This is a genomic window from Faecalibacterium gallinarum (assembly GCF_022180365.1).
GTDB lineage: Bacteria > Bacillota > Clostridia > Oscillospirales > Ruminococcaceae > Faecalibacterium > Faecalibacterium gallinarum.
Genome location: NZ_BQKV01000110.1, coordinates 1 through 20,003 on the forward strand (window position 1 = coordinate 1; position 20,003 = coordinate 20,003).

The following is a 20,003-nucleotide window of genomic DNA, read 5'->3' on the forward strand; positions in this document are numbered from 1 at the left end:
CAAATCCGCACGCAATAAGGTTCCGTTACAAGTTTTTCGATATTGTTCAATTTTCAAGGTCCTGTGTGCCGTTCGCCTCTCGGCTGACGACCTCTTTATTTTACCACCGAACCGCTCGTTTGTCAAGCACTTTTTTCGAAGTGTTTTGAACTTCTGTACTGTGTTTCAACAGGAAACGGCTTCAGTTCGACAGGCATCCTGTTTTGTCTGCCTGACAGTTATATATGATACCATAGGTTTCAGCAAAAAGCAATCCTTTTCTTGGGATTTTCTCCCTGTATTTTATATTTCCCTCTTATTCTTCCAATAGTCGCATTCGCATCACTTGCAGGATCTTTCTCTCCCGCCGGGAGATCTGCACCTGTGTGGTATTCAAAAGCTTTGCCGTATCACTCTGGGTCCGATTTCCGTAAAACCGAAGTTGAATCAACTTTCTGTCCTGTTCCGGCAGACTTTCCAGCACCTCATTCAGCCCAATCCGGTCTGCCAGCTCTTCCTCCGGGGATTCCACCGGGATATCCATTTGCCGGTCGCTTTCCTCATCCCCTTCCGGGGTGAGGCTCATAGTAGGCATGGCCGCCCGGATGGCCAGGGCGACTGCTTCCGGGGTTTCTCCCAGTTCCTCAGCGAGCTGGGAAACCGTCGGCTCTACTCCATATATTTTCAGGTGCCGTTCCCGAGCTGCATTGATCCGCAATCCCAGCTCCTTGATGGAGCGGCTGACCTTTACCGTTCCCCCATCCCGGAAGAGTTTTTTAATCTCCCCCAGAATCACCGGAACCGCATAGGTAGAAAAACAGACCCCCCTGCTCTCGTCAAAACCATCATAGGCTTTGATAAGCCCCATGCATCCCGCTCCATACAGATCGTCGTATTCAATCCCTCTGCCCCGGAACCGCCCCGCGCAGGAGTGAACCAGCCCTAAATTTTTTTCGATAAACGCACTGCGCCGGGTTTTATCCGCTACCAAAATGACCGCCTCTTTCTTTTATTATGTAGAGGAATCCTTTTCGGCCAGATGCTTGGTCAGAACCACCCGTGTGCCGCGGGCCGGATGAGAGGACACCTGCACTTTATCCATAAAGCTCTGCATCACCGCGAACCCCAGCCCCGAGCGCTCCTCGGGATCGCCGGTAGTGAAAAGAGGTTCCATGGCCTGGGGAATATCCGGGATCCCCACCCCTTTATCCGCTACGGTGATCCGCACCTGGCGGTCAGGGTAGACAGCGATAGTCAGAGTCACCGGCCCCACCCGGTCGGGGTAGGCGTGAACAATGCAGTTGGTAACCGCCTCCGATACAGCGGTTTTGATATCCGCCAGCTGGGGCACGGTGGGGTCATACCGCGCCAGAAAAGCTGCTGTCGCCCCGCGGGCATAGGCTTCGTTGGCGCTGAGGGAATCGAACTGAATCTTGGTGGTATTTTCTGCTTTCATGGTTTAGTCCTCCTGTTCTGGATCGGTGCAGGGTATCTGGGCCAGCTGAAGCACCCGCCGCAGCTGACGGGGCGCATGCTGAATCCGCAGCCGGCCGCCCAGGGCCTGAACCCGCCGCTGACGCCCCAAAATCAGCCCCACACCCGAAGAATCCATAAATCCCACGCTGCCAAAATCCAGGGTCAACGTGGCCGGCACATGGGATACAATCGCGTTGTCAATCTCAATCCTCAGCTTCTGGGCAGAATCGTGGTCAATCTCCCCTGCCAGATAAGCATAGAGGGTATCATCCGCCGTGCTGAAGGTTACATTTGCCATAGGCTTGTCCGTCCTCCTTTTTCAGGGCATAAAAAAAACCCGTACACTATGCTTCTAGTGTACGGGATATGCGGTGTATTTTTTAGAAAAGCGTGTCGATGACTCAGCCTAACAGCTGGGCGGCCTCTAGGACCAGATCTTCACGGCCACAGACCACCATGCCGCGCCCTCCGGCTGCCCGGGCCTGTTCCAGTGCCTGGGCCAGATCGGGGCAGAACTCCGCCTCGAAATGATACCGGGCCGCTTCGGCCAGGGCGCGGGTCAGACTCGGTTCCACCCCGGCAGGGGCCACAAAGTACACCCGGTCGAACACGCTGTCCGACATACCGGGCATGGCCTTCTTGTCCCCTTTCTCCTCGCCGGGCAAAAGACCTGTTTCCAGAGTGGTGAGGAAAGCCTCGGTCCCTTCCCGGCCGGGCAGTCCCACCACCGCGCTCATATGCTCCACCTTGGCCACCTTGAGGACCCGAACCAGCGCTGCCGCTTGCTGCGGGGTGTGGCAGGCATCCAGGATCACCAGGGGACGCTGGCGCAGGACCCGGATGCTACTTTGGTTCTTGGTTTGGGCCAGACCGGCCAGAATCGCCTCGTCGGAGATCTCCACCCCTTTACGCCAAAGGGCCAGGGCCAACTCCACCGCTACCGCCGCATTGCAGGCCGCGTGGCGGCCCAAAAAAGCCAGAGGAGCTTCGTAACCGCCGTAATCAATCTGACTGGCGAAGCGATGAGCTTTCAGGAACTTGATGTCCTCGGCGTCCGGCACCACCAGCTCACAGTTGGTTTTGCCCGCCGCCACAATGATCTCGGTCAGGGCCGCCTTGGGCTGATCCGGCGCGGTGACGCAGATGCTCCCCTCCCGCAGGACCGCCGCCGCATCGTGGGCCAGCCGTTCCAACGAGCGGCCGCTCTCGTCCGGGCCGATGTGGGTCACTGCACAGACCGGCATCCGGGGCAGCGCCGGGGCAAGACCAGCGTCGGGCAGTTCCACCACCGCAAAGCTGCATCCCGCCTGGGCAAAGCAGGTACAGGCCGCCGCCAGCTCGGCCGCCGCCCTGGGCAGCGGCTCGAAGGCAAAGCGAGACTGGTGCTCTGCCGCCCCGCAGAGGAGGGATTCCTCCACCGGAGCGCCGTCGATCCGCACCCGCTGGGACATGGGGCCCCAGCCCGCATGGTAGCAGCCGGTTTTAAACCCGGCAGCCTTGAGCATAGAGCTCAACAGGGCGGCCACCGCCGTCTTGCCTGCGGTGCCGGAAATGCCAATATACCGCAGTCCCTCTTCTTGGGGCAGATACCCCCGCAGCTGGTCAGCGGAGAGGAACCCCTCCGCCGGGCAGGATGCAAAATAATCGTTTGCCTGTTGAATGGTCATTCTTTTTCCTCACTCCTCACGATGCCGCAGCAGAATCACACACATGCGCCAGAAGCTGAGCAGGAACAGCCCCACCAGCAGCCCGGCCAGCACGCCGGCAAAATCCAGCCAGACATCGGTGAGCTGACTGCTGCGCCCGCTGGTAAAGATCTGAATCGTTTCGTCGCAGAGGGCGGTCAGCAGGCCGCCCAGCACCGGCCAGCTGATATGCCGGACATAGTGCCGGGTGTAGACCCGCAGACAGAGCATCAGCCAAAAGCCCTCCAGCGCATACTCGCAGAAATGGGCCATCTTGCGCACAAAATGCTCGGTGAGCTGGGCCGCCAGCCCCGGCAAACCCGCACGGCGGAGAATCCGCTGGAGCAGATCCAGCACCCGGCCGCTGGCCGCCTGGGAGACAGCCGCCACCTGCATGGAATTTGAAAAGATAAACCAGATGGTTCCAATCAGCGCAATGGTAAACAATACCCGCACGGCGATAACCCAGGGCGAAGTTTTTTCCTGATTCGTATCCGTTGTCCTCCCGTCCGGGCCGGGCCTCAGCCCAGCGCCTTAATGCTCTGTTCGATGTTGGCCAGCTTATCCTGGCTGCGGGCGTACTTAGCCCGAATCTCCTCCACCAGAGCGGCAGGGGCCTTCTCCACAAACTTGGGGTTGGCCAGCTGGTTTTGGAAGATCCCCATCTCCTTCTCGGCCTTGGCCTTTTCCTTATTCAGGCGGGCCAGCTCCTTCTCCCGGTCAATCAGCTCCATCATGGGGATGAAGCCGCGAGCCGCGTGGGTGGACACCTGGACCATGCCGTCGGTGCTGCCCTCGTACTTATTGGTAAAGGACACGTCGGTGGCGAAGGCGAACTTGGCCAGGTAGACCTGGGCGTTGACGAAGGGGGCCGGGTCGGCGGTCTCGATCACCATGCTGGTCTTTTTGGCGGGATGGACGTTCATCTCGGTCCGCATGGTACGCACGGCCTTGATGTAGTCCATCACCTTCTCAAAGGCTTCCTCTTCCTCGGGCCAGTTGTGGCTCTCGTCCACCGTGGGCCAGGCCTGGGTCACGATGGTCTCGGCGCTGCCGGGCAGGGCCTGGTAGAGTTCCTCGGTAATGAAAGGCATGAAGGGATGCAGCAGCTTGAGGGCCTTGTCCAGCACATAGACCAGCACCCGGCGGGCCGTATCGGCCTGGGCAGCATCGCCGGAGTTGAGGCGAGGCTTGGCGATCTCGATGAACCAGTCGCAGTAGACATCCCAGATAAAGCTGTTGATCTTGGCAGCAGCCAGGCCCATCTCGTAGTGGTCCAGGTTGTCGGTCATGGCGCCGGCCACCTGGTTCAGCTTGGTCAGAACCCACTTGTCGCTCATATCCAGCTGATCGTCAGCGGGCAGGCCAGGCTGGAAGTCCTCGGGCAGGTTCATCAGAACAAACCGGGTGGCGTTCCACAGCTTGTTGGCAAAGTTGCGGGCTGCCTCCACCTTCTGCTCAATATAGCGCATATCGTTGCCCGGGGTGGAGCCATCCACCAGCATAAAGCGCAGCGCGTCGGCGCCGTACTTGGCAATAACCTCCAGCGGGTCGATGCCGTTGCCCAGGGACTTGGACATCTTGCGGCCCTGGCTGTCCCGCACGATGCCGTGGATGCAGACGGTGTCAAAAGGTGCCTTGCCGGTGTAGGCCAGGCCGGAGAAGATCATCCGGCTGACCCAGAAACCGATGATGTCGTAGCCGGTCACCAGGGTGTTGGTGGGGTAGAAATACTTCAGATCCTCGCTGTCCTCATTGGGCCAGCCCAGGGTGCTGAAGGGCCAGAGGGCGGAAGAGAACCAGGTATCCAGGGTATCGGGGTCCTGGGTGAGATTGGTGCCGCCGCACTTGGGGCAGGTGCAGGGGGCGGATTTCGCCACCACCGTCTCGCCGCAGTCGGCGCAGTACCAGGCCGGAATCTGGTGGCCCCACCACAGCTGGCGGCTGATGCACCAGTCGCGGGTGTTCTTCATCCAGTTCATATAGGTCTTGGTGAACCGCTCGGGCACAAAACGGATCTCGCCCTTTTCCACGCTCTCGATGGCGGGGCCGGCCAGGGGCTCCATCTTGACGAACCACTGCTTGGAGACCATGGGCTCGATGGTGGTGTGGCAGCGGTAGCAGGTGCCCACCTCGTGCTTGAGGGGCTCGATCTCCTTCAGGTAGCCGCCCGCCTCCAGGTCGGCCAGGATGGCCTTGCGGGCCTCCATGGTGGTCATGCCGGCGTACTTGCCGCAGTCCAGCACCTGGGGCTCGTTGATGGTGTTCTTGCCGGCGGCAAAGAGGGCGTCGGCGGCGGCCTTGTCCTCAGCGCCGGTCATGTGGCCGTCGTAGGTAAAGACCCGGACGATGGGCAGGTTGTGCCGCAGACCCACCTCGAAGTCGTTGGGGTCGTGGGCGGGGGTGATCTTCACCACGCCGGTGCCCTTGGTCATGTCGGCGTGCTCATCGCAGACAATGGGGATCTCCTTGTTCAGCAGGGGCAGCACCACATGGCAGCCGTGGAGATGGGCGTAGCGGGGGTCCTCGGCGTTGATGGCCACAGCGGTATCGCCCAGCATGGTCTCGGGGCGGGTGGTGGCCAGCTCCAGCATCTCGCCGGTCTCCTTAACCGGGTAGAGCAGGTGCCAGAAGTGGCCGTCCTGCTCGGTGTACTCCACCTCGGCGTCCGAAATGGAGGTATTGCAGTGGGGGCACCAGTTGACCATCCGGTTGCCCCGGTAGATCAGGCCCTGGTCATACAGCCGGACAAACACTTCCTTGACGGCGTCGGAGCAGCCCTCGTCCATGGTAAAGCGCTCCCGCTCCCAGTCGCAGCTGCTGCCCAGCTTTTTCAGCTGGCTGACGATCCGGTTGCCGTACCGGTTCTTCCAGTCCCAGGCACGCTCCAAAAAGCCGTCCCGGCCCAGCATCTCCTTGGTCAGGCCCTCGGCGCGCATGGCCTCCACCACCTTGGCCTCGGTGGCAATGGATGCGTGGTCGGTGCCGGGCACCCAGAGGGCGGCGTAGCCCTGCATCCGCTTGGTGCGGATCAGGATATCCTGCATGGTGTTATCCACCGCGTGGCCCATGTGCAGCTGGCCGGTGACGTTCGGCGGCGGCATCACAATGGTAAACGGCTTTTTGTCCGGGTCGGCCTTGGTATGGAAATAGCCGCCCTCCTGCCAGAACTGGTAAATTCGGTCTTCCACCTGGCTGGGGTCATACTGTTTTGCGAGTTCTTTCATTGGTGTTCCTCCCTTTGAATCGGTGGGGTGCAAAAAAGCCGCCCCACGGAATTGTCCATGGGACGGCTGTAACATTCTACAAACCGCGGTACCACCCAAATTGCGCCCTGCTCAAAAAGCACAGCGCCCCTTGTGGCCCCGATAACGTGGGGCAGCCCCGAGAGAGGCTAAGCCACATGGCTTCACCGCTCCTGCTCAAAAGTGACAGCACGCCGCGCTGCCTTGCCGGGCTTCCACCTGCCCCCGGCTCTCTGAAAGGAGGATGCGGCGCGCACTCTTTTTCATCGCATTTGATAGAAGGAATATAACGGATTTTGGTTATTTTGTCAATAAGCTTTTTGAAATTTGTTTGTCAGGGGAGGTCAGAACGTTCCAACCGAAGCCCCAAACCAGGCGGAGCGCCGCGTTTTTTGTGTAAAACACCGATTTTTGGCCCTCCGGCTTGACATTTTGCCATTCGGTGATAAAGTTAAAAAGATTTATCTAACTGTTTTTATTCTTCTCACAAGATCCTTGCCTGACGGCGGGCCCGCGCTTATAATAAGGAGAAACATTATGAACACCCTGCGCAAAATTTGGTGCCGCACCTACCAGACCGCTTTCCGTGTTGCCCTGCCCCTTTTGCCCTACCGGGAGCCGAAGCTGCTGGAGAACATGGACGCTGTGGCTGACCTGTTGGCGGGCAAAGGGCTCTCGCCCGTCCTTATCGTCACCGACAAGGGGATCTCCTCCCTGGGCCTGCTGAGAGGTCTGACCGACGCTCTGGATGCCCAGGGGGTCGAATGGCGGTTTTTTGATGAGGTGACCGCCAACCCCACTATTCATAATGTGGAGGCCGCCCGCCAGATGTATCTGGACGAGGGATGCAAAGCTTTGATCGCTTTCGGCGGCGGTTCCTCCATGGACTGCGCCAAAGCCTGCGGGGCGCGGATCGTCCGGCCCAAAAAGCCGGTGCAGAAGATGCGGGGCCTGCTGCAGGTGATGCACCGGCTGCCCACCCTGATCGCTGTACCCACCACCGCCGGTACCGGCAGCGAGACCACCCTGGCCGCCGTCATCACCGACAGCGAGACCAAGCACAAATACCCCATCAACGATTTCAGTTTGATTCCCCACTATGCGGTGCTGGACCCCGCCGTCACCGCGGGTCTGCCCGCCGGACTGACCGCTACCACCGGCATGGACGCCCTGACCCACGCGGTGGAGGCCCACATTGGCCGGAGCACCACCGCCCACACCCGTGCCATGGCCATTGAGGCCGTCCAGCTGATCCGCCAGTACCTCAAGCGGGCCTACGACAACGGCCAGGACCTGGAGGCCCGGGCCAAGATGCTGCGGGCGGCCTACTGCGCGGGCATTGCCTTCACTCAGTCTTATGTGGGGTATGTCCACGGGGTGGCCCACTCTCTGGGCGGGCAGTACGGCCTGCCCCACGGGCTGGCCAACGCCATCATCCTGCCCTGGTTTTTGGAGGAGTACGGCCCGGCCTGCCACCACCGGTTGGGTGAGCTGGCCCGAAAAACTGGTGTCGCCCCGGCAGACGCCTCGGATGCTGAGGCGGCAGGCATCTTCATTGCCTGGGTGCGGGAGATGAACGACTCTATGGGGATTCCCCGGACGGTGGACTGCATCCAGCCCGAGGACATTCCCCAGATGGCCGCCCACGCCGACCAGGAATCCAACCCCCTCTACCCTGTGCCCAAGCTGATGGACGCAGAAGAGCTAGCCCATATGTACGATGTAATCGCCGGCAGCCAGACCGCCGGGAAAGGAGCATCCCATGAACGTCGAATCCCTTATCAGAGTGCAGCGGCAATTCTTTGATTCCCGTCAGACCTTTGATCTGAATACCCGCCTGCAATGCCTCCGCCGCCTGCGCCAGGCCATCTACACCCACGAGGAGGAAATCAACGCCGCCCTCAAGGCCGACCTGGGCAAATCCGCCGAGGAGAGCTATATGTGTGAGACCGGCATGACCCTGGCTGAACTCAACGACCAGATTCGTCATCTACGCAGCCGGGCCCGGCCCCGCCGCCGGATGAGCAACCTGGCCAATTTTCCTTCCAGCGCCCGGGCAGTCTTTGAGCCCTACGGCGTGGTGCTGATTATGTCCCCCTGGAACTACCCTTTTATGCTCTGCATGGAGCCTTTGATTGGGGCCATCGCGGCGGGCAACTGCTGCGTGGTCAAACCCTCGGCCTACTCCCCCGCCACCTCGGCGGTAATCCGCTCCATTGTGCGGGAGGTCTTCCCGCCCGAGTATGTAGCGGTGGTGGAGGGCGGCCGGGCCGAAAACGCCGCCCTGCTGGAACAGCGGTTCGATTACATCTTTTTCACCGGCGGTGTCACCGTGGGAAAACTGGTGATGGAAAAGGCTGCCGCCCACCTGACCCCTGTCACCCTGGAGCTGGGTGGCAAAAGCCCCTGTGTCGTCACCGCCGACTGCGACCTGAAACTGGCCGCCCGGCGGCTGGTGTTCGGCAAGTTCCTCAACTGCGGTCAGACCTGCGTGGCCCCCGACTATTTGCTGGTGGATCAGGCCGTCAAAGATCAGCTGCTGGGCTATATCAAGACGGAGATCGCCCGCCAGTACGGCGAAAATCCCCTTGACAACCCCGACTACGGCAAGATCATCAACCAAAAGCACTTCGACCGGCTCTGCGGCCTGATGGACCCGGCCAAGGTGGTTTATGGCGGCCAGACCCAGCCCAAGGCCCTGCGGATCGCCCCCACCCTGCTGGATCATGTCCAGCCTGAGGATCCCATCATGCAGGAGGAGATCTTCGGACCCCTGCTGCCGGTGCTCACCTATGAGGACCTGGACGAGGCGGTGCAGTTTATCCAGAGTCGGGAAAAGCCCCTGGCCCTCTATCTCTTCACCCGCAGCCGGGCGGTGGAGAAGATGTTCGAGGAATATGTTTCCTTCGGCGGCGGCTGCATCAACGATACCATCATGCACCTGTCGGTGCCCAGTCTGGGCTTCGGCGGGGTGGGCCGCAGCGGCATGGGCAGCTACCACGGCCGCAAGAGCTTTGAGACTTTCAGCCATGAGAAGAGCATCCTGAAAAAGCCCTTCTGGCTGGATACGCCCCTGCGCTACCAGCCCTATACCAATAAACTCTACCAGAAAATGATCCGCATTTTCCTTCGCTGAAAAAAGCGGGGCGGCCGTTGTCCGTCAACGGCCTGCCCCGCTCTTTTATTTTGTCTCGTTTATTCCCCGATGACCTCGGTTTTCAGCCGGGCCACCAGCCGTTCCATCAGAGCCACCCGGTTAAAGGGGGTCATGAGATAGAAACCGTCCGCAAAGGGCAGCGCTGCCCGGGCCATCTCCACCGAGAGTTCGAGACCCAGGGCCTCCCCTTCGGCCCGGTCCAGACCGGCGTACCGCTCGACGATCTCAGGGGCCACATGGATGCCGTTGACCTCGTTCTCCATAAAAAGGGCGTTCCGCTGGCTGACCACCGGCAGAATCCCCGCCAGCAGCCGTACCCCGGGGCCGAGAGTCTCCCGGGCCTGGCGGAGGTTTTCCACCGCCGTCTCCGAGAGGATGGGCTGGGTCAAAAAGCCGCCCATACCGCAGGCAACTTTCTCCTGAGCGCGGCGCAGCTCCACCCCGAAATTCCGGGCGTTGAGGTTCAGCGCCCCAAACACTGTCATGGGGCCGGGCATTTCCCGCCCCGCCAGGGAAAGAATATATTGAGCCAGCTTCCGGGAGTTGAACTGATAGACATTCTTCACTTCGTCCCGCTCGGCGGTGGGGATGGGATCACCCGTGATGGCCAGCACCTCCCGCACCCCCTCGGCGTAGAGCCCCAGCAGCAGGGCCTTGGTGGCGTTGAGGTTCCGGTCACGGCAGGTCATATGGGGCACCGCCGCCAGCCCCAGCTCTCGCCGCAGCTTGCAGGCCACCAGAGAGGAATCCATTCGAGCCCGGGCGATGGGACAGTCGGCCACCGTCAGGGCATCCACCCCCGCCGCCTGCAAGCGCCGGGCGCTCTCCATGTAGCTGGTGAGGTCGGCGTCCTTGGGGCTGTCCAGTTCCACGGCGATGACCTTGCGGCCCTCGGCCAGACCTTCGAGCAAAGCGTCTGGCGGGGCGGGCATCGTTTTCTGCTCCGCCGGGACGGCGGGGGCTGTTTCCGGGGAAATAGGCATGGGAGTCTTTTCCAGCGACTGGCGGAGGGCTGCAATGTGCTCTGGCATAGTACCGCAGCAGCCGCCCAGGATCACCGCCCCTTTCTGGCGGATGCGGCAAAGGGTCTGGGCGAAGTAATCCGGTTTGCCCTGGTAGACCACCCGGCTGCGGGTGACGATGGGATATCCGGCGTTGGGCATCACCGCCAAAGGCAGGGCCAGCCCCGCCAGCTCGGGCAGGAGTTTCTCCATGGCGCTGGGGGCCGAGACACAGTTCAGGCCCACCGCATCCGCCGCTCCGCAGTCAGCCATCCGCTGAGCCAGCACCCGGCAGCGCAGACCCTCCCGAGTATAGCCGTCGGGCAGCACTGCAAAGGAGACCATCACAAAGGCCTCCGGGCACCGTTCTTTAATGTACGCTGCGGCCTCGGTCACCCCGGCGTCGGAGCTCAGAGTCTCGAAGAGGAAACATGTTGCCCCCTGGGCCAGAAATACTTCCGCCACCCGCTTGTAAACCGCAGCAGCGGGCTGGCCCTCGGTATCGGGAGCAGGCCCCAAATCGGCAGAGCAGGCCCCAAATCGGCAAAAACCGCCGCCTTCTCCCCCGCCGCCTGGCGGGCCAGACGCCAGCCGGCTTCGGCCAGAGCCTGCCAGCCCGGAGCCCCTGCCGCCGCCATCCGGGGCAGACCGAAGGTATTGGTTTTCAGCGCCTCGGCCCCGGCGGCAAGGTATGCCCGGTGTACTCTCAAAATTCCTTCCGGGTCGGTCAAGTTGGCCTGTTCGCACTCCTGGCCGGGCTGGGTCTGGTAGTAGGTGCCCATGGCACCATCAAACACCAGCACCCTCTTCTCTAAAATGGAACGCACGTCCTTCAATCCCATCCACCTCTTTTTATAGATTCGTGTTTAAGTGTATGGGTTTTCCGCCGGTTGTCAAGCCCGGGCCCCTTGCGCGGGCCCCTTTTTTGGGCTATACTATCCCTACTTTGGAACCAAAAGGGGGAGATCGTCATGCGCCATGCAGGCACCGAAACCATTGAGACGGAGCGGCTGGTTCTGCGCCGCCTGCTGCCGGAGGACGCGCCGGATATGTTCAAAAACTGGGCCAGCGACCCAGCGGTCACCCGCTGGCTGCGGTGGGAGCCCCACAAGGATGTCTTTGAGACCTATGCTCTCCTCACCGCCTGGGCAGAGCTCTACAAAAACCCCGACTATTACCAGTGGGCCATCCAGAAAAAGGCCAGCGGTGAAGTGATTGGGGCCATTTCCCTGGTCGATGATCTTCTGGGGGAAGCCTATCGAGACAAATGGACCGGCGTGGACTTGTCCGACGGCATCTGGGAGCCGGGCTACTGTTTGGGGCGAGCCTTTTGGGGAAAAGGCTACATGACCGAGGCTCTGCGGGCGGTAGTGGATTACTGGTTCACACGGACCGACGGCAGCTGGCTGACCTGCTGCCACGCCAAGGGCAACCCCGCCAGCGGTGCGGTGATGAAAAAAGCGGGCTTTGTTTACGACCATGAGGCCCAGTATCACAAATTCGACGGCACCCCGGTGGACTGCCTGGTCTACCGGCTAACCCGTGCCGACTACGAGGCGTTTTGCCACAAAAGATAAGAGAGGATTTATTTTGAGCGAATTATACAACATTTTAGTGGAGACCCCTCCCACCCCGGTGCTGCTTCTGGCGCTGGATCAGGGGGAATGGGACTGCGAGCGCAGTCTGAAAGAGATGGCCGCTCTCTGCGAGGCCAATCACATGAACGCCGTGGGCGAGGTGGTGCAAAAGCGCTCTACCCCCGAGACCGGCACCGTGCTGGGCAGCGGCAAACTGGAAGAAGCCCGGGCGGCCATAGAGGCCCTGGGGGCCGAGTGCGCCGTCTTTGACGGGGAACTCACCGGCAGCCAGATCCGGAACATCTCGGCCGCCCTGGGGGTGGAAGTCATCGACCGGACCATGCTGATTTTGGAGATCTTCCGCAGCCGGGCTGTCACCAACGAGGGCAAACTGCAAACCGAGCTGGCCCTGCTGCGGTACCGCCTGCCCCGCCTTCAGGGGATGGGCGAAAGCATGAGCCGCCAGGGCGGCGGCGGCGGGGGCGGCGGCGGCGCACGCCGCGGCGCAGGTGAAACCAAGCTGGAACTGGACCGCCGTCACGTCCACGCCCGGATCGACGCCCTGGCCGAAAAGCTGGCCGAGATGGAAAAGCGCCGCAGCGAGAGCCGGAAAGCCCGGGCCAAAACCGAGATGCCGGTGGTCAGCCTGGTAGGCTACACCAACGTAGGCAAATCCAGCCTGATGAACGCCCTCTGCGGCCCCAGCGTGGCCGAGGCGGATATGCTCTTCGCCACCCTGGACCCCACCAGCCGGAAGCTGGTTCTGCCCAGCGGAATGGCGGTTCTGCTGGTGGATACCGTCGGCTTTGTCTCCCGGCTGCCCCACAACCTGGTGGAAGCCTTTAAGAGCACTCTGGAAGAAGCCGCCTGGTCGGATGTAATTGTCCGAGTGGCAGACGCCGCCGACCCCCTGCGGGAGGAACAGTTGGACGTCACCGACGAGGTTCTGGACACCCTGGACTGCGCTGACATCCCCCGGCTGACTGTTTACAACAAGTGCGACAAATCCGGGGCCATCTCCTTTGACCCGGATATCCTGCTGACCAGCGCCAAAACCGGCTATGGGCTGCCCCAGCTGCTGGAAAAGCTGGATCATCTGCTCAGTGACCGGGTTCGGACCATCCGGGTGCTTTTGCCCTACGACAAGCTGGGCCTGGCCGCCCCTATGCGGGAGCGGGGCAGCGTCCAGACTGAGGAATACCGCCCGGAGGGGCTCTACCTCGAGGGAATCGTCAAGCGGGAGGACCTGCACCATTACGAGGGATATCTGGTCTAACCCGCAAAAAACCTGCCGCCAGGCGGGGCAGCAATCCCTGCTTACCATCCCCAAAACCGGAAAAAGAAAAACCCCCTGCAAAACACAAAAACCCGCCTGGCAGCGGGTTTTTGTGTATAGAGGGGTGGGAAAGTATATAAAAGTGTGAATCTCATTTTAAAAGGGTACTTGTCCTTGGCGTTAGAAAGCCGCCGGAGCTGTACCACACCTGTATTATAACAATTTCTGTTTCAATGTCAAACTGAAAAATCCAAGTATACTTTACGATTCCACTTTACATTTGGGCCAAAACTTTATATAATTAATAAAGCCCGTTCGCATTTCGGATTTTGCGGCTCTTTTGTGATTTATCACAACTCAAAACTTTATTTTCAGAAAAATTTATGTATTTCACCAGAAATAAATTGCGGAGGTTCCTCACAGATGGATGATTTGGATCGTAAAATTCTCTCCCTGCTGGCCGGCAACGCCCGGATGCCCGTCAAGGAAATCGCCGAACAGGTGGCGCTGACCAGCCCCGCCGTGTCCAGCCGAATCCACAAAATGGAGACGGACGGCATCATCGGCGGATATACGGTGGTGCTCAACCGCCCGGCGGACCGACTCTATGTGGACGCCCTCATCAGCCTTTCTGCGGTGCCCAGCCGCCGGGATGAGCTCTTAAGCCTTTTGCAGAACAGCCGCGAGGTGCTCCAGTGCTACCACGTTACAGGCGAATATACCTTCCTTATCAAGGTCAGCTGCGGCAGCATGGCCCAGCTGGAACACCTGATTATGCAGTTCCAGACCCTGGGGCGGACCAGCACCCAGATTATCCTCTCCACTCCGGTGAGCCATGGCGAGCTGGAGGCCATGCAGCTCTGATTCCCCTTCCCCCGCACCGGATATGAAGGGTTTTTGAACGGTTTGGGAAGTTTTTGTTTTTCTTTGGCCCGATGCAATCTTCTGCAATTGCCATTCGTATAGCATACGACGGCAGTTCAGAATAACGCGGCCATTTCTGCACACACTGAACGCAGACACCTCCTGCGCCGCCCCGAAAATGGCTCTGCTCTGCCCCAGTATCCGATAATGTTCGAGCGAAAGGAATATCTTATTATGAAACGTTTGATTGCGATTGCTTTATCCGCACTGGCCATCTTTGCCCTGGTGGGCTGCAGCTCCGGTTCTTCCAGCAGCTCTACCCCCAAGGACTACGCCCAGATCATTCACGACGCCCGCAGTGACGAAGAGAATGAATACCAGATGATCGCCCGCCCCGGCGAGGAGGAGGGCCAGTTCACCGCCATCGACGGCTCCAGCGCCGATTTCACCGCTGAGGACCTGAGCAGCAACATCGCCAATTTCACCATGCCCCTGCTGGGCCTGGAGGAGGGCGACTATGAGGACTTCGCCGCTTCTGTCTCCGGCATCATCACCCAGAGCTACGGCATCGCCATCGTGAAGCCCGCCGAGGGCCGCACCGACGCCGTCAAGGAGGCCCTGGAGAACTTCGTCACCACCCAGCAGAAATCCATGGAAAACTACCTGATGGATCAGTACGAGATCGCCAAGGCCGCCAAGGTCGAGGTCGTCCCCTCCGGTGAGGTCGTCCTGGTCTGCTGCGAGAATTCGGACGCCGTTATGGCTTCCATCAAGGCCGCTCTGGCTGCCTGAGCACCCCCTGTAAACCTTATAAACTTTAGGGCCGCAGTCCAAATCCGGGCTGCGGCCTGTTCTTTGCCGGAAAAATGTGGTATACTGATTTTATTGCGTGCTGCGGCCAGGGCCGCCCCGCCATTCTGTCCATTCTGAAAATCCAGGAGCATACAGCATGAAAGCAACCATCGTCATCCCCAACATCAACGGCAAAGGCTGGCTGAAGGATTCCATCGAGTCCATTTACGCCCAGACCGAGCAGGATTTCCACCTGATCGTGGTGGACAACGGTTCCACCGACGAAAGCCTGGAACAGGCCCGCAGTTATTGCAGCCGCCCCAACTTCACCCTGATCGAAAACGGGCACAACACCGGGTTTTCCCACGCCGTGAACCAGGGCATTGCCCTGGCCGAAAGCGAATATGTGGTTTTGTTCAACAACGACGCCTTCGCCGAGCCGGACTGGCTGGCCCAGTTGTTGGCGGCAGCAGAAAAAGATCCCAAAATCTTCGCCGTCCAAAGCTTGATGATCCGGCATTTTGAGCGGGAGCTGGCCGACGATGCCGGGGATTATGTCACCCTGATGGGCTTTGCCTGCAAGACCGGCGACGGCCGGCGGGTGGAACGGTACAGCCGCCCCCGGCGGATCTTCTCGGCCTGCGGGGGTGCCGTCCTCTACCGCAAGAGCATCCTGGACGAAATCGGCGGGTTCGACGAAAATTTCTTCGCCTATTTCGAGGATGTAGACCTGAGCTGGCGGGCCAATAACGCCGGGTACAGGAATGTGTTTTGCCCCGCAGCCCGCTGCTACCACATCTGTGGGGCCAGCACCGGGGCGACCCGGTACAACGAGTTTAAGAGCTGCCAGAGCGGACGGAACAGCATCTTGCTCCCTCTGAAAAACGAGCCGCTTTTGATGCTCCTGGTCAACAGTCTGCCCCTTTTGGCGGGGTATCTGCTCAAATCTTATAAATTCCACCGCCAGGGCTTCGGCGACGCCTGGGACCAGGGCATGCGGGAGGCTTTCGCCATCCTGCGGGAAGGCCGGCTGGGCAAGCGGCCCTTCCGCTGGCGGGACCTGCCCCACTATCTGCTGATGGAGCTGTGGATGATCTGGAACATGGTGCCTTATCTGTGGTATCGTTTGGTAGTGGTGCGGTTCGACCTCAAATAATCCCCTGTTTCGCGGATTAAAACCGAATTTTCACAAAAAAACCATCCGCTGCATTTTGCGCACCCGCGCAACTTGTGGTATACTTAAATCTGTAATGCCCGGCTGCCCTGTGGCGCAGCCCGAGGAAAAATACTTTTTGGGAGAAGGAAACTCAATGAAGTCTTATGTGACTCCAGAAGAACACGCCCGCCTCCACCGGCGCCGCCGCCGTCAGGCGCTTGGTCTGGGCATGGCTCTATTGATGCTGATCGGCGTTTTCACGGTGCTGGGCTCCGGTTTTAGCCTGGTGGCCCGCCTGTTCGACGACACCGAAGAACGTCTGGAATATGAACAAAAACTGGAAGGTCTGGTCCTCTTTGATCCCCTTCCCTTCGATGGCATCGAGAACATCGACGACCTGACCCTGCGGGAAGCCGCCGTCTGGGGCTGCGTCTATGCCATCCAGGAGACCGACGGCAACTTCGATCACTACGAGCGAGACCCCGAGACCGAACAGCTTATGCTGCCCGCTGTGGATGTGGACGCCTATCTGGCCAAGCTGGTGGGCCCCACCTTCCAGCTGAACCACCGCAGCTTTGATATGGACGATATGACCATCGAATTCGATGAGACATCCCAGTGCTATCTCATCCCCATCACCGGCAGCGTGGGTTATTACCGCGCCAGCGTCACCGCCCTGTTCAAGCAAGAGGGCAAACTCCATGTAACGGTAGGTTACATCCCCATGTCCAACGAACAAAGTGTCATGGCCACCCAGTCGGACACCCCCACCAAATATATGGACTATATCTTTGAGCGGGTGAGCGGCAGCTGGTATCTCACCGGTCTGACCGAGAGCGCTACCAAGCCCGAGGCCACCAGCGAAGCCGCTGCTTCGTCGGTTATTATGATGGATGAGCAGACCCTTCAGGAGGCCATTCTGGCCGGGGTAAACCCGGACGCCGCTTCCAGCGAGGCCGTCGGAAGCGCAGCGGCCAGCGAGAGCACGGCTTCGGAATCCACCGAAAGCGCGGCCTCCAGTGAAGCAGCCAGCGAAAGCGCGGCTTCCAGCGACGCCGCCGCATAACCCCTATAGAGACAGTACCTGCACCGGGAGCACCGGCCCAAAAGGCTGGCGCTCCCGATTTTTTGTCCCCGAAAACAAGCTCTTGACATTTTTTGGCATCGGGATATACTGAGTAACGGACATAAAAACAGGGGCGCCGAAAGGCTGAGATCCGCTTATGCGGAGTACCCTATAACCTGATCCGGATAATGCCGGCGTAGGTAGGTTTATGGAACGTCCGTTTTTGACGCCATCCCATGCGCCTGCTGCCCAAGCAGGCGCATTTTGTTTTTATGTACTAAAACAAAAAGGGAGAGATATATCATGTCAAAGACCTATTCTAAGACCCACATCCTGGTGGAATGTGCCCTGATGATTGCGGTGGGCACGGTTCTGTCCAACATCAAGATTTTCACCATGCCCAACGGCGGCAGCGTCACCTTGCTGAGCATGCTGCCCTTCATCCTGGTTTCCTTCCGTCATGGAGTGAAGTGGGGCCTCTTCACCGGCTTTGTGAACGGCTGCCTGCAGATGCTGCTGGGCTTCTGGGCCCCTCCCACCCCGACTTTCCTCTATTTCCTGGGGGAGATCCTGCTGGACTACCTGCTGGCCTTTATGGCCCTAGGCCTGGCCGATCTGTTCGCTCGGCCCTTTAAAAACCGGCTGGTGGGTGTAGCCGTGGGCTGTGTCGCCGCAGGGGTACTTCGCTTCCTGTGCAGCTTCCTGTCCGGCGTTCTGATCTGGGGTAACCTGTCCGACGGTCTGGCCGCCTGGACGTACAGCCTGGGTTACAACGCTAGCTACATGCTGCCCGAAACGGTGCTCACCGTTTTGGCCGCAGTACTTCTGGTGAAACTGGCACCCCAAATGTTTGAAAAACAGACCGCATAATCCTTCCCGCTTTCGCCGAGCCGCCGCTGGTATACGTACCAACGGCGGTTTTTATTATCCACATATAAAATCAGAAAAAGAGTAAAAAAGTGTTGACAACCTGCCTCTTCCCTGCTATAATAATCAACGTCGCCAGGGGGAACACCCCAGAGACAAAGCCATATAGAACCGAATATGGGGGTATAGCTCAGCTGGGAGAGCGCTTGAATGGCATTCAAGAGGTCAGCGGTTCGATCCCGCTTATCTCCACCAAAAGAAATCCGTTTCCGAAAGGAAGCGGATTTTTTCTTTTACGCGGCTACTTCTATCATATCCAGCCCCAGGTCAAACTGGGTAAAGTCGATGTTGAAATCAACATGCAGTTTGTAGCCCCGATAGACTTCGATCCGACGGATCAGGCAGTTGACAATCATTTTCTTTGTCTCCAAGTCAGCCGTGTCATATAGCTCCGCCCAGGAGATCACGTTGTTGTACTGATTTTCCAAAGATCGAAGAAGGCTCTGCCCTTCTTCATAAGCAGCCTGAGCATCCTCAAACTGTTTTTGCAGCTTGGCGCATTTTGCTTCAGACTCAGAGAGCATCGTTCCCAGCAATTCTTTTGGAAAGACACTTTCTCCCCGCAGAGCCTTGATGATCTCTGCTTTCAGCATATGTGATACGGTCAAAAGGAAGATGCATCAATACGAATCCTATGCAGTTTTCAAGGTGCACAGTGATAATCACCGTCTTGATTGTATCGCCGTTTTGAGACCGTTGCAAGGATGTCGCCAGAGGCAGATCTGGAGGTGCTGTTCACAAAGGATGCCATCAGAATCTGCTTCAGGTGATGGGTGATGGTTCTATTTGGTGTATCCGCAAAGGTGGCTAGGACTTCATATCCATCCACCCGAAGGGAAAGAGACTTTCCAGACATTTTCTCTGCATTCCTCCTCTCAGCTTATCCCCAGGCTGATCTTTATGGCCGCCTCGATCTGCTTCATCTCTTCTTCACTGGTTTGACCGGCGAACCGCTGTACGCGGCGCTTGTCAATGGTGAAGATTTGCTCCAGCTGTACGATAGACGGAACTTTCAGTCCTGGGTTGTGGTCCAGCAGGACGTGGGTGGGCAGGTGACGCTTCTTGTCCACCCTGGATGTAAGGGTGGCAATAATGAGTGTGGGTGAATGTTTGTTGCCCGCATCATTTTGCAGCACCACTACCGGCCTCTCCCCGCCCTGCTCGGAACCAACATTGGGGTCCATGTTGGCGTAGTAGATGTCTCCCCGGCTGTATCGCCAGTTCTTGGGAATCATAGGCTATGCACCCCCTTGTGCTTCATTATGTAAGAAGCCGCCTGTTGATTTACAGGCGGCTTCTGTGCAAAAAGGGGGGATTAGAATGGCAGGTTAGAACTTCATGGGCAGCACGTTCTTCTTGCTGCTGCCGTTGTAGATGCAGAAGACCTGGTAGAGGTATTTCTTGTACCCAGCCATGTTGACCCCCATGGCTCGGCCCTCCCGGTAGATGGTCAGGGGGTCGGTCTTGTGCAGGCGGGTGACCAGACGCCGGGGGTCATATTCATCGCGGTACAGTTCGATGAAGCGGATCACGCTCTGGATCGTTTCGGCCCGCAGGGACTCAGGGTCACCGTGCCAGGCGGCCACGATCAGGGAAAGTGCTTCTTTATAAAGGTCGGCTCCCACCCGTTTGAATTCTTCAAAGGCAGTGCCGATGCAGCCGATCCGTAACTTTCCGCGCCGCTGTGCGTAATCCAAATTCAAGCCAACCGATTCAGTGGCCTTGAGGAAGGCCATGCACTCCGGGTCGCCGCCGTAGATCATAGCCCGCATCCGGTCGCCCGGTGTCAGCTTGGCGGATTC

At 59.1% G+C, this 20,003-nt stretch carries 18 protein-coding genes, 1 tRNA gene, 1 pseudogene and 1 riboswitch; of the genes and pseudogenes, 10 read left to right on the forward strand and 10 right to left on the reverse strand.

The window, feature by feature from the left end:
- Positions 1-295: 295 nt before the first annotated feature.
- From JCM17207_RS13095 to JCM17207_RS13120, 6 genes are all read right to left on the reverse strand, one after another.
- Positions 296-970, reverse strand: coding sequence for a sigma-70 family RNA polymerase sigma factor (locus JCM17207_RS13095; RefSeq protein ID WP_238318071.1), 675 nt, complete (start codon positions 968-970; stop codon positions 296-298).
- A gap of 21 nt (positions 971-991) precedes the next feature.
- Entirely contained in the window at positions 992-1,435 is a 444-nt protein-coding gene (spoIIAB, locus tag JCM17207_RS13100) for an anti-sigma F factor (RefSeq protein WP_238318072.1), read from the reverse strand.
- A 3-nt stretch (positions 1,436-1,438) separates the two neighbouring features.
- Complete coding sequence (locus JCM17207_RS13105) at positions 1,439-1,753, reverse strand: anti-sigma factor antagonist (RefSeq protein ID WP_238318073.1); 315 nt, start codon at positions 1,751-1,753, stop codon at positions 1,439-1,441.
- 103 nt (positions 1,754-1,856) lie between these two features.
- Positions 1,857-3,122 carry a folylpolyglutamate synthase/dihydrofolate synthase family protein gene (locus JCM17207_RS13110; RefSeq protein ID WP_238318074.1) on the reverse strand — a complete coding sequence of 422 codons (1,266 nt, stop codon included), beginning with the start codon at positions 3,120-3,122 and terminating at the stop codon, positions 1,857-1,859.
- Positions 3,123-3,131: 9 nt separating this feature from the next.
- Positions 3,132-3,596: a VanZ family protein gene (locus tag JCM17207_RS13115; RefSeq protein WP_238318075.1), complete on the reverse strand. Its 465-nt coding sequence runs from the start codon at positions 3,594-3,596 to the stop codon at positions 3,132-3,134.
- Between the two features lie 65 nt (positions 3,597-3,661).
- Complete coding sequence (locus JCM17207_RS13120; RefSeq protein ID WP_238318076.1) at positions 3,662-6,367, reverse strand: valine--tRNA ligase; 2,706 nt, start codon at positions 6,365-6,367, stop codon at positions 3,662-3,664.
- A 555-nt stretch (positions 6,368-6,922) separates the two neighbouring features.
- Between JCM17207_RS13120 and JCM17207_RS13125 the strand changes: the two genes are divergently transcribed.
- Positions 6,923-8,191, forward strand: a complete 1,269-nt coding sequence (locus tag JCM17207_RS13125; RefSeq protein ID WP_238318077.1) for an iron-containing alcohol dehydrogenase — start codon at positions 6,923-6,925, stop codon at positions 8,189-8,191.
- Complete coding sequence (locus JCM17207_RS13130) at positions 8,148-9,521, forward strand: aldehyde dehydrogenase (protein WP_238318078.1); 1,374 nt, start codon at positions 8,148-8,150, stop codon at positions 9,519-9,521. The genes JCM17207_RS13125 and JCM17207_RS13130 overlap by 44 nt, the downstream gene beginning before the upstream one ends.
- Positions 9,522-9,580: 59 nt before the next feature.
- Here JCM17207_RS13130 and JCM17207_RS13135 read toward each other — a convergent pair.
- Positions 9,581-11,385 (reverse strand): annotated as a pseudogene (locus JCM17207_RS13135) (bifunctional homocysteine S-methyltransferase/methylenetetrahydrofolate reductase).
- 129 nt (positions 11,386-11,514) lie between these two features.
- Here JCM17207_RS13135 and JCM17207_RS13140 point away from each other — a divergent pair.
- The 8 genes from JCM17207_RS13140 (at position 11,515) to JCM17207_RS13175 (ending at position 18,396) form a co-directional block, all read left to right on the forward strand.
- The gene (locus tag JCM17207_RS13140; protein WP_238318079.1) at positions 11,515-12,120 is read left to right on the forward strand and encodes a GNAT family N-acetyltransferase; all 606 of its coding nucleotides are present in this window, start codon (positions 11,515-11,517) and stop codon (positions 12,118-12,120) included.
- 13 nt (positions 12,121-12,133) lie between these two features.
- Positions 12,134-13,396, forward strand: coding sequence for a GTPase HflX (hflX, locus tag JCM17207_RS13145; protein WP_238318080.1), 1,263 nt, complete (start codon positions 12,134-12,136; stop codon positions 13,394-13,396).
- A 423-nt stretch (positions 13,397-13,819) separates the two neighbouring features.
- The gene (locus JCM17207_RS13150; protein WP_238318081.1) at positions 13,820-14,260 is read left to right on the forward strand and encodes an Lrp/AsnC family transcriptional regulator; all 441 of its coding nucleotides are present in this window, start codon (positions 13,820-13,822) and stop codon (positions 14,258-14,260) included.
- 234 nt (positions 14,261-14,494) lie between these two features.
- Positions 14,495-15,052: a DUF4358 domain-containing protein gene (locus JCM17207_RS13155; RefSeq protein ID WP_238318082.1), complete on the forward strand. Its 558-nt coding sequence runs from the start codon at positions 14,495-14,497 to the stop codon at positions 15,050-15,052.
- 157 nt (positions 15,053-15,209) lie between these two features.
- On the forward strand, positions 15,210-16,208 hold the full coding sequence (locus JCM17207_RS13160) for a glycosyltransferase family 2 protein (RefSeq protein ID WP_238318083.1): 999 nt from the start codon (positions 15,210-15,212) through the stop codon (positions 16,206-16,208).
- A gap of 154 nt (positions 16,209-16,362) precedes the next feature.
- The gene (locus JCM17207_RS13165; protein ID WP_238318084.1) at positions 16,363-17,274 is read left to right on the forward strand and encodes an Ice-structuring protein; all 912 of its coding nucleotides are present in this window, start codon (positions 16,363-16,365) and stop codon (positions 17,272-17,274) included.
- Positions 17,275-17,393: 119 nt separating this feature from the next.
- Positions 17,394-17,494: riboswitch (TPP riboswitch) on the forward strand.
- Positions 17,495-17,577: 83 nt separating this feature from the next.
- Complete coding sequence (gene thiT, locus JCM17207_RS13170; RefSeq protein ID WP_238318085.1) at positions 17,578-18,144, forward strand: energy-coupled thiamine transporter ThiT; 567 nt, start codon at positions 17,578-17,580, stop codon at positions 18,142-18,144.
- Positions 18,145-18,320: 176 nt separating this feature from the next.
- Positions 18,321-18,396: transfer RNA gene (locus JCM17207_RS13175), tRNA-Ala, on the forward strand.
- 38 nt (positions 18,397-18,434) lie between these two features.
- On the opposite strand, the gene JCM17207_RS13180 is transcribed toward JCM17207_RS13175, so the two are convergent.
- The 3 genes from JCM17207_RS13180 to JCM17207_RS13190 all read right to left on the reverse strand — a co-directional run.
- The gene (locus JCM17207_RS13180; protein WP_238318086.1) at positions 18,435-18,809 is read right to left on the reverse strand and encodes a hypothetical protein; all 375 of its coding nucleotides are present in this window, start codon (positions 18,807-18,809) and stop codon (positions 18,435-18,437) included.
- Positions 18,810-19,076: 267 nt separating this feature from the next.
- The gene (locus JCM17207_RS13185; protein WP_238318087.1) at positions 19,077-19,436 is read right to left on the reverse strand and encodes a type II toxin-antitoxin system PemK/MazF family toxin; all 360 of its coding nucleotides are present in this window, start codon (positions 19,434-19,436) and stop codon (positions 19,077-19,079) included.
- Between the two features lie 93 nt (positions 19,437-19,529).
- Positions 19,530-20,003: DUF6551 family protein (locus tag JCM17207_RS13190; protein WP_373871970.1), on the reverse strand; the 474-nt coding region annotated here is incomplete at its 5' end.

Coding starts and splice junctions, on each gene's coding strand:
- JCM17207_RS13140 (WP_238318079.1), top strand. CDS start 11,515: ATGCGCCATGCAGGCACCGAAACCATTGAGACGGAGCGGCTGGTTCTG.
- JCM17207_RS13185 (WP_238318087.1), bottom strand. CDS start 19,436: ATGATTCCCAAGAACTGGCGATACAGCCGGGGAGACATCTACTACGCC.
- JCM17207_RS13155 (WP_238318082.1), top strand. CDS start 14,495: ATGAAACGTTTGATTGCGATTGCTTTATCCGCACTGGCCATCTTTGCC.
- JCM17207_RS13150 (WP_238318081.1), top strand. CDS start 13,820: ATGGATGATTTGGATCGTAAAATTCTCTCCCTGCTGGCCGGCAACGCC.
- JCM17207_RS13125 (WP_238318077.1), top strand. CDS start 6,923: ATGAACACCCTGCGCAAAATTTGGTGCCGCACCTACCAGACCGCTTTC.
- JCM17207_RS13130 (WP_238318078.1), top strand. CDS start 8,148: ATGAACGTCGAATCCCTTATCAGAGTGCAGCGGCAATTCTTTGATTCC.
- JCM17207_RS13120 (WP_238318076.1), bottom strand. CDS start 6,367: ATGAAAGAACTCGCAAAACAGTATGACCCCAGCCAGGTGGAAGACCGA.
- thiT (WP_238318085.1), top strand. CDS start 17,578: ATGTCAAAGACCTATTCTAAGACCCACATCCTGGTGGAATGTGCCCTG.
- spoIIAB (WP_238318072.1), bottom strand. CDS start 1,435: ATGAAAGCAGAAAATACCACCAAGATTCAGTTCGATTCCCTCAGCGCC.
- JCM17207_RS13105 (WP_238318073.1), bottom strand. CDS start 1,753: ATGGCAAATGTAACCTTCAGCACGGCGGATGATACCCTCTATGCTTAT.
- JCM17207_RS13165 (WP_238318084.1), top strand. CDS start 16,363: ATGAAGTCTTATGTGACTCCAGAAGAACACGCCCGCCTCCACCGGCGC.
- JCM17207_RS13110 (WP_238318074.1), bottom strand. CDS start 3,122: ATGACCATTCAACAGGCAAACGATTATTTTGCATCCTGCCCGGCGGAG.
- JCM17207_RS13160 (WP_238318083.1), top strand. CDS start 15,210: ATGAAAGCAACCATCGTCATCCCCAACATCAACGGCAAAGGCTGGCTG.